A 13559-nucleotide genomic window follows, 5' to 3' on the forward strand; every position below is an offset into this window, starting at 1 on the left:
GCCACTTCGCATACAAGGTTGCGCCGTCTACAGGCACTGTATCCGCTGTGAAGTCCCATGCATTCGTCAATCCAGCTTCCTTGTACCAGCCCTGGAAGGCGTAGCCTTCGCGAGTTGGCGCAGTCGGCTCGCTTATCTTCGTGCCATAATCCGCCTGAACAGCTTCTACCGTGCTGCCTCCGTTGCTGTCAAAGCTCATGGTGTATGCATTCACATCATAGTGCGCTGTGACAACTACATCCCCTGTGACATTGGCATAATCGCCATCCCAGCCCGTGAAGGTATAGCCGGTTCGCGTTGGATCAGCAGGCGCGGTCGCATCGCTGCCATGCTCCACAGTCTCTGCCTTCAACTCCGCTCCATCCCAGTCCTTGAAGGTGACGGTGTATTCGTTTATCGCCCACTTCGCATACAAGGTTGCGCCGTCTACAGGCACTGTATCCGCTGTGAAGTCCCATGCATTCGTCAATCCAGCTTCCTTGTACCAGCCCTGGAAGGCGTAGCCTTCGCGAGTTGGCGCAGTCGGCTCGCTTATCTTCGTGCCATAATCCGCCTGAACAGCTTCTACCGTGCTGCCCCCGTTGCTGTCAAAGCTCATGGTGTATGCATTCACATCATAGTGCGCTGTGACAACTACATCCCCTGTGACATTGGCATAATCGCCATCCCAGCCCGTGAAGGTATAGCCGGTTCGCGTTGGATCAGCAGGCGCGGTCGCATCGCTGCCATGCTCCACAGTCTCTGCCTTCAACTCCGCTCCATCCCAATCCTTGAAGGTGACGGTGTACTCCTCTGCAGCAGAAGGCACTAGCCCAAAGTCAGCGCTTGATCCGAACAAACTGCTAATTTTCTTCAGTTCATCGTGCTCCAGCACAACCAAAAAGTTATCAGATGAATCAACTGTGAAGGTAATCTCATTCGTTCCTCCGACTTGCAGCTCGGAAACCACATTTGCGGTGCCCTTGACCCATCCATCGCCATAGTTGGCCATTGCGAAGAAATATTCGTCCGACCAATCAAATGCCCATGAATCAAAGAGTGCATATATTGTAGAGCCACTCAGATATAGATCGATTACATACGAGTCCCTTGTGTTATCTGTATAGATGGTAGACCTTGTCCAAGCACCTGATGCATTGGTGAACAAATAGTTAGTCGAGGCGATAAGATTATTACCCCCATCATATGTAGGCAAATATGCGGAAAGATTGGCATTACCTGACCCATCAATGATTAAGTTTGTATAATAATAACTATTCTCTTCACCCACTGAATCAATGATCTTAACTGCTGCCGGGAAACTACCAGATCCAGCACTCTTACTCATATAGTAATAGTTTCCGTAATAATCGTTCTGATTATCTTCTTTTATATAGGCAAGATGGATACTATCATCTGGTCCAATAGCCACCTGAGGTTCATGAACTTCATCGGTACCGGAGGTACCAGTAACAATCGTCGAAGTGACCCACGCTCCAGATGAGTTCGTAGCATACTGCATATGGTACTTTCGGTTGTTCGTATCACTGTCATCGTTAAATAAATAAACGATATAGGCATTCCCGTCAGAATCTACGTCAATCGCCGGGTCGTCAAAGTTTTTCGCTCCGGAAGGGTTGCTGTAGGCTTCAATCTCATGAAAACTCCAGACAGTGCCATCGTACATTCCGTATTTCACTCCCCGATAGCTATTTACACCGGATCCGTCACTAAACTTAAACACCAAATGCAAATCTCCATTATCACTGACGGCCAAACCAAGATCATCACCGAAGCTAGTATCTGACGCATCAGCGGTAGTCACACTCGGCAAATCTGTCCAACTGCCGTCATTCCATTTTTTTATGGCAATTTCAGTGCCGCTAATCTTATGTGTAAGATAGATTTCGCCGTTAGGGCCTTTAGCAAGGGTGCTGGATGCCCAAGTATTTGATCCATACGTATGGATCATCGTTTCTTGTATGCCGCTGCCGCCCGAGGTTGCTCCTACTGAACTAATAAATACAAGTTGAACCAACATCGATATAATCATTAGTAATACTAGAGAAGACCTCTTTCTTCTATTCATTCTCCCACACCTCATTGCTCAAATTATATTCATGCTCACCCAGCTATAGCTGCACAATAGCCTGCCGTCATTGGCTTCATAAACTCAAATAAAGAAGTTCTATGATCTATACTAGGGCAACCCTGTTTCAAAGTAAATAAAACAGTTGCAAAATTCGACAAATAAGATCAAATAAAATTTATTTCTAAATTATGTATGCTCCTTTATAAACCACGACGCACTTTGGGCACCCGGTTTAAAAAAACCGCCTGTCAGTTCAACAATTCGTCCACTTGCGTGAATTTTCTGCTCATCTTTTAGCCAAGAAAAATCAATAGGATAATCATATTCAACTTCTTGTACAAATCCTAAGTAGAATTTGCATAAGCCGTCATTCTTTAAGTATTCTAAAACCTTTACAATATCATTATCAAATGGTTTGCTGCCTGTCGAGTTTAAATATTTGAATTCAAATATTGCCAAGGGTACTTCTCGTCCTTTTCTTCTCACAAGTACCGCCATATCCACATATTTGCCTTGATAATAGTATTCAGGATAAATGAAAATACCTAATGATTCCAAGGTAGAATCACCTATTTCTCTACGCAAATGAAAATAAAAACAGTCTTGCAAGGAAGCCTCTCTGTAGAGTCGATTCTTACTATAATCCACAGGAATATGCTTTAACCATATCTTCGTTACTGTTCGGTGAACCAAATTTGAAATTTCAGTCAACATAGGTTTTTCTCCGTTAAGTGTTTGTTTTTGCTATGTCATAAACTAGCTTCTGCTCCCTCGTTCAGTAGGTACATACCTCGTACTCCTGCCACCGCCAACCGAACGGAGAATGTTCTTGTCACAAAGCCCCTTCAAGACTCTGACGGCCATGGCTTGAGATATGGACAGCTGCTGCTCGACTTCTTTTCTAGTTATAGAATCATGATTCGCGAACATCTCCACAATTAATTGCTCGTGGTCAGACAGATGATTACCGAGCCCATCGGAAGTAGCAGCTGCGTTTGTATTAGGCAATGTGATCTTAAAGGCATTATCGCTTATCTCAATCGTAGGCGTCACAGAATAACGGCTATAGCTCTGCATAATCTTTGGCATGCCCGTACCGTATGCTTCAACCAAGGACAGCCGATAAAAAATATTCGCCAGTTTCTCATTACGCGCCACGGAAATACCGAGCATAATATCGTCATAGGTAATCCCTCTCACCAAACCGCCAATCGAAACAAACTCAAGACGATCATCAAATACACTAATCAACAGGCTGCCGCTGAACGAATAGTCTCTATGTACGACAGCATTGAGGAGCGCCTCTCGAACAGCCTTGACGGGATAGTCTCGCTTATCGATTCGATGCAGCCCTTCGAACTCCGCCCTGGTTCGATTATAGCGATCCATGTATACGTAAGCATCGTCCAATTGCGTAAGCAGAGATCCAACAAACTCCCGGCGGTCCTTGAACACGGCCTTTGTCACGCCTTCGAATACGGCCAGCTTTATGGAATGCCTGCATTGATCGGAGAGAAGAAGTCCAAGGTTAGAGTAGATGCCGTCGGCACTCATCAGCTTCAGCGATATTTGTTGACTGGCCCCAAAAGGAACCTTCCTTGCCGCAAACTCCTTCTCCGCTGCATGAAAGGTCAGCTCCTGAATGAGCGATCGAAGGTCCTCATACTGATCTCCATCGGTCTCCTTAATCATCTTGCGAATGGCAGAATCTGTAGCGGGAACCGATGAGGCCCCTTGACGAACATATACACCTTCTTTGCTCGCAAGATAATACGGACTAGAGCTCCCTTTCTGCACATTCACTTTAATGACCGACTTATGTTCAATGACTTCCATTTCGCATGTAACAAACAACGTGACATCAGGTTTGATTGAATCACGGATACCGTTGGTTACTCTTAGCATGACATCGTCAACTTCGTTCACTCCAACAACGCTGCCGCTATCGTCAATTCCTATATAGAGCGATCCGCCGTTTGTATTTGCAAAAGCAATTATTATAAATTTAATGGAAAGACACTTAATTGTTTCATATACTTTCAAGCAAATATTCATTTTTAACTAATTCACCCGATACTATTTCTCTTAATACCTTCGCAGGTATTCCTCCCACAATGACCCTCGGACTAATATCTTTAACAACAACAGAGTTTACTCCAATTACTACACTTTCATTTACTGTTATGTCCCCTATTATTTTTGCTCCAGGTGCAACATAAACTTTATCTTTTATTGTTGGACACGCTAAAGTGTGGCCTATTTCATTGTTACCTATCGTGACACCATGGCAGATCGTAACATTATTACCAATAATAGAATTCGAATTGACAACTATCCCACCAAAATGATTTATTTTCAATCCGTATCCGATTTTTGTTGTATAGGGTATTGAGATTCCGTACTTATACGTATATCTTCGCCACATTATCCATGTTAATGGGAATAGTATGTATCTCATTTTTTTGTTCTTATATAAAGCAGAATTAACTCTCACCCAGAACAAATATTTAAAACCCCCTCTTAATACGTACGTTTTAACAAACGATTTTAAGGTTGTTTTTTTTTCATATCTATATAAATCGGACTTGACATAATCAATCCATGTACTCACAATAATCCTCCTAAAAATTACTCTATGAATAATTTTTCATTTTATCTCTATATACCAAAACATATATAAGTGCAAACATCTTTGTTACTAATTGAATAAAAGCAGTAATAATAACGACATAGGCCGCACCTTCTAATCCATATTTCGGTATTAGAAAAAAAGAACTCAGTGCACTTGCAGAAACCCAAATCCCCCCAATTATTGGCTGAATTTTAAAAGCTCTAGCAGCCGTTACTGAATAACCAACAAATGAACCTGTATATAACATTGCACCTGCTATCATTAATAAAATAAAAACATCAGAATACATTGCATAATCTTCACCATATAATAATGTTAATAGCTGATTTTTAAATAAAAACGAAAAAAATACACCTATTATACCAATCATTACCCCTATCATGACCATTATAAGAGTTAGATTTATAAATTCTTTATTTCTTTTTGTCGAATAGTATTTAGCCAATCTAGGACTAGCAGATTGCCCTAAAGAATTTATAATGGTACTACCAGTTATTACTAAATAAACCAAAGCAGAAAAATAACCTAATGCCTTTTCATCATAATAATGTTCGATAAAATACCTAGGAATATTATTATTTAGTGAGCTCATCATAATCACAATACCTAAAGGCAAAGATAACTTAATCAATTTAATCATATTGTTAATATTTATTTTGGGTCTAATTTTCGCAATACTCCTAGCGTTTGCAAAATCATAAAATACTAATACCATTAGCCAAAGTACTGTAAGAGAAATCACGCCTATCACTAAACTTTTAGTTAGCCACATAATCAATCCTAAAATCATCGGGGACAATATACCTTTAATTATTTTTGATTTTGCAATTCTATCCATACATTCATTTTGTTGCATTAAACCATAAAAAACATCACTAATTGATTCAACTATTTTAGCAATGCACACTATTATAGTAACTAAGGTTACTTCAAAAGAATAATTCATAACAATTAGTATTGTAACTAAAATTGAAAATCCAAATAAAGTCGTAATTAGCCTAAGACTTAAATAATCAGTAAATTTAAATTGTTGCGAAGCATCTGTTGCTTGCACAACTCTTAATTGTAAGTTAGTTAGCAACATTATAGGCGTTACAATTGCCAAGGCTAACGCATATCTCCCAACCATTTCAACTGAACCCAACTTTGATAAAACAACTAAAATCAACCATTGAGCCCCAGAATATATTACATTCCCCACGAAAGTCCAAGACATGTTTTTTTTCAAAGATAACGCAGAAAGCGACTTTGGTTGATGCAATTTATGTATTCTCTTTAAAAGAGGGAACATTCAACTCACATTCCTTTTCATTGTCTCTTATTCTAGCAAAATGAACACCAACCCCAATAATTAACCATTGAATTACAGAGATAGATAAATTGTTTTGTGTAAAAGACACTTCAAATACCTGATATAACAAAATACCTATAAATAATGCACCCACTGTTCTGACTGATTTATTGTTCTTAGCAATATAGAGGTATTTCCATATTGAAAATAAAAGAAGACCGAAAAATACCGTGCCAATAATTCCGACTTGTAGCATCATTTGCAAATAATAATTATGAGCTGATAAAGATCCGCCTAAAAATTCACTTGGTCTAGCAGCTGATCCGTAGCCAATTAGTGGACTTTCTGAAATCACCTTCAATAACCCCCCCCAAAGCACTTGTCGACCCGAGAAAAAGTTTTTTCCTGTATAGCTTCTAGATATATCTTGTAAAGTGTACCCAATATCTGAATATAGCAATTTAGGATACAAAAATGTTATTGCAACTATTATCAATAAAATAATTATAAAATAATTATGGTAAATTATTTTTTTTTTAGTTACTATTGGCCAAAAATAATATGTTACATAGAATGACAAAATCATCAACCACGACGTTCTTGAATCCGATGCATATATTAAACATAGAGCGAGGACTGTCACGAATTGTATTGTAATTTTTCGTGCGTGTATATAATTATTTTTTACTATTAAAAACAATCCTAAAAGAGAAGCCATAAAACCACCAAACGGATTTGGATTATTCAACGCACCTGAAAATGGTATATTAAAACCTTCAATACTCCACCATAAAAAGTGAATCATAATAAATATAATAATTAAATTGTAGCAAAACTTTAAATTAATTATTTCGTATGGGTTAAAGGAAGTCCACAAAAAATAGAAAATTATTAATGCAACTTGAATTGTCATGTAAATTGAATTACGGTTTAAATCAACAAACATCGATATAAAATATGCAGAAATAAAAAGAAATGAAAAAATATAAATCCATATTTCTCTTTTATCAAAATACATATTTTTTGAAATTTTTAGAAAAAAAATAAAAGTTCCTGTCATTATCAAAATCCCAATTGAATAATAACCTATGTGAGAGAAAATTCCACTCGAGTTATTTAGACCGCACAAAATTACAACGAACATGTACAATGCACACATATATGATAATTTTAAATTATTCCCCATATGTTTAAACACACTTTCAACAATTATTATTTTCGACTCTTGTTTTGTTGTGATTGTAAATTTCTAAAATTATTTCATCACAACATCTGTCTATATCAGATTCAATTTCATTTCTTACACTAATAAAATTTAAGTAAAAAGTAGATTTAAAATAATGTGTAAGATCATCCATACAATCACTAACGTCTTTAATATTTGAAATAAAACTCATTTGACGCCTACCCGTTCTATTTCTAAAAGTAAGCCTAGAAGTCACGAGACTGATAGGACATTCAATTTTCACAGTAATTTCAGGGGTTTCGAACAGTTTATCGAACAATGTATAAGCCGATTGATATTGACTGTTAACACAAACTGCCCATACATGATGAATTATTCCTTCATCTAGAATAACAACATTGTCACTATTTCTGTATCGTTCCTTAATAGATAAAAAAAACAAAAAATTAAATAATAGCAGAATATTATTCTTAAACTCTTTTTGATTCGAATTTCTTATAACTAGTATTATCTCACAAAATAAATTGAAATTAGTTATAATATATTTACTTACATAAAAAAACTTAAACAAATTCCTGAAGATCCACTTTTTTTTATACAAATTATACAATGGATAGATTGCACTTTTTTCTCTCTTTTGATTTAATCTTTTGTACAATTGAAAAGCCATTGTTGTTTTCCCTGTACCAGGCAATCCAACAAATTCACAGAACATTATAAGCACCTCCAAATAGTTCGTGTTACCTCTTTAATTACTTTTTCTAATGGTTGATTAGCGTCTATAATTACTTTCTTACTGTTACTCCCAAATTCTAATCTCAAAATCGTTTCCATAAGTGTTTTATGTGTATCTAAATCTACTTCATCCGGTTTTCTTTTATAAGCTTCTTCTGGAGTTACATTTAAGATAATAATTACATCAGGATTAAGTTGATTGGCAATTTCATAACATTTTTGCTCATAACTGGATGCCACCTTATTAGCAACGGTTGCATTTATATTTGAGTTTAGATAATACTTTGGACCATCACAAATACCGACTTCTTGTGATTGAGGCCATCTGTCTGTTATTACAACATAACCAGTATTCTTAAATTTACTTAACCTTACAATTTTCTTAATTCGTTCCCTTGATAAGGAAATTGTCCAAGGAAGTTTACCTATAGATCTAATGATTTTTGCATTGTTTTTTTCATTATTATGATGAACCGTTCCATTCCGACCAACCCTCTTGCTTTTCCTATTTAATATACCAATTTTCAGCAGTAAATTATATAATTTCTTTAGTGGCATTCTTATAAGTGAACTTTCCCCTTCGCCACTGCCTAAGTAAAAAGAATTTGTGTCCATAACCGCACTAAATTTTTTGAAAACCTCTTTAATAACAGAAGATTTCCCAGCACCATCAGGACCCAAAACCGCAATTAGTTTCCCACCAGAAATAGGTGTTCTTCTAAAACTTTTAGGTGTTTTATAGATCATATTATTAATTGCATATCTAATTCTAAATAATTCCCGGGACCACCTTACTACTACCCCTCTAACCTTTGAGTGTGTTCTGAACAATTTTGTTTTCTTGTGCAGACTTGATTTTAGTTTTTTCACATCCTTAAAATTTATCCCATCGCTACTTATTTTAAATATTAAGTTTTTTATCTCGATACCAAACATATCATTAACAATCATTTCAAGTTGATGCACATTAATACGATTTATTAACCAGTTAAATTCTGCTATTGAATGCTTACCAAAAATATCTTTTCTCAAAAGTCTCTTTATTTTGTCTCTATTCCTTAATTTTAGTGCGAGCCTTATAATTAGCAGGCACAATTCATCTTCATGTGAAGTAATATATAAACCATTTTCTGTGTCATAAATTCTTCGATCTAGTATTTGCTTGTTAAAAGGAAGTTGATATCCTTTAAGAAATTTTTCACCTATTGTTAATTGATAATGCAAGTGTAAATGCACAAAAATTCCACATTCATTATCAAAACCTAGATAATCTTCAATTCCAATATAACTTCTTTTGGGGGGCAAATTAAACCTTTTATAACCTATCTCATTGAGAATAATGTTTAATTTAAAAATATCTTGTTGATATATGAGAATGTCCACATCATCCACACCAGTGAATGCCTCATTAACATGTTGATTACTCTTCCAATGGCAATATAATATTCCTTTTTCATTTATTTTTGATATTAAATCTCGAACGATTTTCAGTTCCACTGTTCAATTCCTTTCGTCAATCACAGCTTTGGTGAGTGAATTTATATACGTTTCAATGTTCCTACTAAAATCAAACATTCTTACAGCTCTGTTATATCCATTCTGACCCATTTCATAGAGCTGATTTTTTTCCATTTGGTAACATCTTTCCATAGCATCAACTAACGCTTTTTTATCATTTTTGGGGATAATAATGGCACATGAGCTATCAACAACTTCTGTGAATCCTGATGCATTTGATACAATTAGTGGTTTAGCACAAGCCATTGCTTCAACTGCCGCTACCCCAAAACTTTCACTATCAAGTATACTTGGCAGGCATACTACATTAATTTTATGTAACACTTGCGGTACTTTCTCATTGTTTATATAGCCTCTAAAATGAATATATTCCTGCATATTTAATTTTTTCACAAGTTCTATATACTCATTTTCCTTTGATCCTTTTCCGTATATTATTAATTTGCATTTTTTTTCAGAATCATTTTTTATAAATTCATTAAATGCCTCAATTAACAACCCAACCCCGTACTTGTCTTCTATTTTTTTAACTATTCCAAATACGAAAGCATTCTTTTCTGATTCAGAGCTATCTACAGGTAATGGTTTAAATAAGTTAGTATCTATGCCAAAATGCGTTACATAAATTGGTTTTCTATTTTTGTAATATTCTTGAACTTTATCAACCATAACCTGACTAGTTGAGGTTATAATACGAGCACTATTTAAGTTCTTAATTATTCTAGCCATGTTTTGTTTTGATCTATACGGGTAATCATAGACATCACTGCCAAACACGGATGCTACAATTGGATGTACATTAGCTAGTCTAGTTAAAGTCCCATACCCACTAATATAGTGACAATTAATCAAATCAAACTTTCCGGTAATTAGCTTTTTTCTTAATGTAGGTACATTTAAATAATAACCTATTTTCCCGCCAAATTTTAAAACTATAATTTTTACTTTTTTATTGAATTGATTGATTAAATCAGTATGATTAGGAAGTGTGAATAAAGTTACATCGTGTCCATTATTAACCAGTGCATTCGCTAATTTTTTCACATGTATCGATCTTCCAGATGATACAAATGCTATTTTCATAAAACAAAACACTCCTAATTTTTTTGATTTTAGTTGATCACATCCAGAGTTTATAAGTAATACTTTTTTATATTATTTATTATGTAAAAGAAATAATAATAGATACACTGATACAGTGGTAGCCTTATTATCTTTCTATAATTACTCCACTGTCTCTTTAATGCATGAATTTTATTCCTGGATAACGAACCATTCACAATTCTATATTTTGCTAGATTTTCATTGAGACCATATGCTATATTACCTTCTTTAAGAAGCATTAGCCATGTCAAATTGTCTTGTCCCTTTCTAACAAGTGGCATTCTAAAGTCTCCTACAATATTTTTATCTATTACAACAGTCAAACAGCCTATCACTGTATTCTTAAGTGCTTGGCTGTAGTTTAGGGTATTGGGAACACTAAATACCCTCTCTTTTGAGTTGTTGTCGTCTAATATATACTGATATGATGTGAATGTAAAACCATAGTTATTATTTATCATATACTCAAGTTGTGCCTTTAGTTTTTCTCTTTTCCAAATATCATCCGAGTCTAAAAATGCAATAAATCTTCCTTTTGCACTTGCTAACGCTACATTTCTTGCAACAGCCGCTCCAGAGTTTTCTTCAAGATTAATTAATTTTATCCTATAATCTTTTTTTATATACTTTAATATAATATTCTCAGTACTATCCGTCGATTGATCATTTACAATTATCATTTCCCAGTGTATGTATGTTTGACGTATAACACTCTCTATAGTTTTAGATATATACTTTTCACAGTTATATGCTGGTGTTATGATAGATACCATCGTATTTTCTATTAGCATATATAATCCTCAGTTCTGTAATGAATTATCAGTCCTTTTTTTTGATAGACTACCTGTTCCACCTTCTATTACTCCATCCCGTTTAACGATGCTACTTAATGTTCCAAAAAAACACTTTAAGTCTAGGTAAATACCAAGGTTCTGAACATACTGTCCATCAAGTTTTGCCTTTACATCGATTGGCAACTCGTCTCTGCCATTTATTTGAGCCCATCCAGTTAATCCCGGTAAAACATCATTTGCACCATATCGCTCTCTTTTTTCTACTAAGTCAAATTGATTCCAAAGCGCAGGTCTCGGACCAATAATACTCATTTGGCCTACAAGGATATTAATGATTTGCGGCAGTTCGTCGAGGCTCGTCTTTCTGAGCCACTTACCCACTCTAGTGATACATTGCTCGGGATTCAGCAAAAGATGCGTCGGCGTGTCTTTAGGAGCATCCGTACGCATCGTTCTAAATTTTAAAATGTAGAAATGAGTCTTGTGAATGCCGACTCGCTTTTGTTTGAAAAGCACTGGCCCCCTTGAATCAAGCTTAATTGCCACTATGATTAGTAAGAATAATGGTGATAAGATAATGAGTCCGATTACGGATAATAATATATCTACTAACCTCTTTACTACCAGGTACACGAGCAACCCTCCTTATTCACGATATGTATTCTATTTAGTCGGCTCACTCTATACATTAGCCGCATTCTGTTTCATTAAAGTGCTCAGATAATCAAGCAACTCCCGCCGCAAACCATCATTCTGCAAAGCCATCTCCAATGTTGTCTTAATGAAGCCCAGCTTCTCGCCAACGTCGTAGCGGGTGCCTTCGAACTCGTAGGCGTAGACGGCTTCGGTTTTGTTGAGCTCTGCGATGGCGTCGGTCAACTGGATCTCGCCGCCCGCGCCGGGGCGCTGGTGCTCCAGGATCTCGAAGATCTGAGGCGTGAGGATGTAGCGGCCCATGATGGCGATATTGGAAGGCGCTTCCTCTTGGCTAGGCTTCTCGACCAGATTCTGAACACTGTACAATCGTTCGTTGATCTCCTTGCCGTCGACAATGCCGTATCTGGAAACCTCGGTCTCGCTAACGGTCTGCACGCCGATCATGGATGATTTGTAGCGATCGTATTGCTCAATCATTTGCTTGAGACATGGCTTGTCGGCCTGGACGATGTCGTCGCCGAGCAAGACGGCGAAGGGTTCGTCGCCTATGAATTTGCGGGCGCACCAGATGGCATGGCCGAGTCCGTTCGCTTCCTTCTGCCGAATGTAGTGAATATCCGCCATCTTGGACGACTTCTGCACCTCGTTCAACAGCTCCAGCTTGCCCTTCTCGAGCAAGGTCTGCTCCAGCTCGAAGGAATGGTCGAAGTGATCCTCGATCGCGCGCTTGCCCTTGCCTGTCACGATAATAATATCTTCAATGCCCGAGGCGACCGCTTCTTCGACGATATATTGAATGGTCGGCTTGTCGACGATGGGCAGCATTTCCTTCGGCATCGCTTTGGTCGCCGGCAAGAATCTGGTGCCTAGTCCTGCGGCCGGTATAATGGCTTTGCGTACTCGCATCTCTGCACTTCCTCTCTGCTTGCTTCCTCGCTTGTTGCGTTACTTCTCTTGGATTACTTTTCTTTGGAAACCTCGTCGTATGATTTCCCTTGGCTTAAGCCATATTTCTTCGCGATCTGGATAAGTTCGTCATATTGCTCGGGAGACAGCTTCTCCAGAATCAGATCTCTTGCTTCCTTCTTCTCATCCTTGGACAGCCCCCCGCCAGCCAGCTTCTGAAGATTCTTGATGTCCTCAAGGCTCAGCTCACTAAGCAGCACCTTGGTTACTTTGGCCTTCTCGCCGACGGTAATCTCATCCTCCACTTCCTTGGCCTTGTCCGTCGAGATCTCGGCGGTGTACCCCTCCGTTGCGGATGGTTCGGATGCGGAAGAAGAGGAAGGCTTGGGTGTGGATGACGGCCCCTCGACAACAGGCGACGCGTCAGGCTCTGCCATTCCAGAAGCTGGAGGCTCCTCGCTTGTCGGAGGCGCCGTCGCCTCCGCTATAGTTGCATCCAGGGTCTCAGCTTCGAGACTCTCGGATAAGGAGGAAATGAGCTTATTCACTGCATAATTTGCCGCGAATAGGCCTCCAACGCCAAGAACAACGATGACGGCTGCTGTCCAGATCAGTATTTTCTTCCACTTGCTCTTCTTGCTCTTGGCTCTCCTCATGGGGATTCC

At 37.7% G+C, this 13559-nt stretch carries 13 protein-coding genes; all 13 read right to left on the reverse strand.

Annotated features, from left to right (window positions below):
- Positions 1-991: InlB B-repeat-containing protein (locus HFP08_RS29065; RefSeq protein ID WP_206109319.1), on the reverse strand; the 991-nt coding region annotated here is incomplete at its 3' end.
- Positions 992-2257: 1266 nt separating this feature from the next.
- A complete protein-coding gene (locus HFP08_RS25475) occupies positions 2258-2785 on the reverse strand; it encodes a hypothetical protein (protein ID WP_168123454.1) in 528 nt (175 codons plus the stop codon).
- A gap of 42 nt (positions 2786-2827) precedes the next feature.
- Positions 2828-4126, reverse strand: coding sequence for an RNA-binding domain-containing protein (locus HFP08_RS25480; RefSeq protein ID WP_168123455.1), 1299 nt, complete (start codon positions 4124-4126; stop codon positions 2828-2830).
- Entirely contained in the window at positions 4101-4682 is a 582-nt protein-coding gene (locus HFP08_RS25485; RefSeq protein ID WP_168123456.1) for a serine O-acetyltransferase, read from the reverse strand. The genes HFP08_RS25480 and HFP08_RS25485 overlap by 26 nt, the downstream gene beginning before the upstream one ends.
- A gap of 22 nt (positions 4683-4704) precedes the next feature.
- Positions 4705-5964, reverse strand: a complete 1260-nt coding sequence (locus HFP08_RS25490) for an oligosaccharide flippase family protein (RefSeq protein ID WP_168123457.1) — start codon at positions 5962-5964, stop codon at positions 4705-4707.
- A gap of 1 nt (position 5965) precedes the next feature.
- A complete protein-coding gene (locus HFP08_RS25495) occupies positions 5966-7054 on the reverse strand; it encodes an O-antigen ligase family protein (RefSeq protein ID WP_168123458.1) in 1089 nt (362 codons plus the stop codon).
- A 142-nt stretch (positions 7055-7196) separates the two neighbouring features.
- Complete coding sequence (locus HFP08_RS25500) at positions 7197-7895, reverse strand: hypothetical protein (protein ID WP_168123459.1); 699 nt, start codon at positions 7893-7895, stop codon at positions 7197-7199.
- Positions 7895-9412 (reverse strand): nucleoside/nucleotide kinase family protein, encoded by a 1518-nt coding sequence (locus HFP08_RS25505; RefSeq protein WP_168123460.1) that lies wholly within the window; start codon positions 9410-9412, stop codon positions 7895-7897. The genes HFP08_RS25500 and HFP08_RS25505 overlap by 1 nt, the downstream gene beginning before the upstream one ends.
- Positions 9413-9415: 3 nt before the next feature.
- Positions 9416-10516 carry a glycosyltransferase family 4 protein gene (locus HFP08_RS25510; RefSeq protein WP_168123461.1) on the reverse strand — a complete coding sequence of 367 codons (1101 nt, stop codon included), beginning with the start codon at positions 10514-10516 and terminating at the stop codon, positions 9416-9418.
- A gap of 50 nt (positions 10517-10566) precedes the next feature.
- Positions 10567-11328, reverse strand: coding sequence for a glycosyltransferase family 2 protein (locus HFP08_RS25515; RefSeq protein WP_168123462.1), 762 nt, complete (start codon positions 11326-11328; stop codon positions 10567-10569).
- Positions 11329-11337: 9 nt separating this feature from the next.
- A complete protein-coding gene (locus HFP08_RS25520) occupies positions 11338-11964 on the reverse strand; it encodes a sugar transferase (protein ID WP_168123463.1) in 627 nt (208 codons plus the stop codon).
- A 48-nt stretch (positions 11965-12012) separates the two neighbouring features.
- A complete protein-coding gene (gene galU, locus HFP08_RS25525; RefSeq protein WP_168123464.1) occupies positions 12013-12894 on the reverse strand; it encodes a UTP--glucose-1-phosphate uridylyltransferase GalU in 882 nt (293 codons plus the stop codon).
- A 53-nt stretch (positions 12895-12947) separates the two neighbouring features.
- On the reverse strand, positions 12948-13550 hold the full coding sequence (locus tag HFP08_RS25530) for a hypothetical protein (protein ID WP_168123465.1): 603 nt from the start codon (positions 13548-13550) through the stop codon (positions 12948-12950).
- Positions 13551-13559: the final 9 nt, after the last annotated feature.

This window comes from Paenibacillus sp. HB172176 (assembly GCF_011947265.1).
Classification (GTDB): Bacteria; Bacillota; Bacilli; order Paenibacillales; family Paenibacillaceae; genus Pristimantibacillus.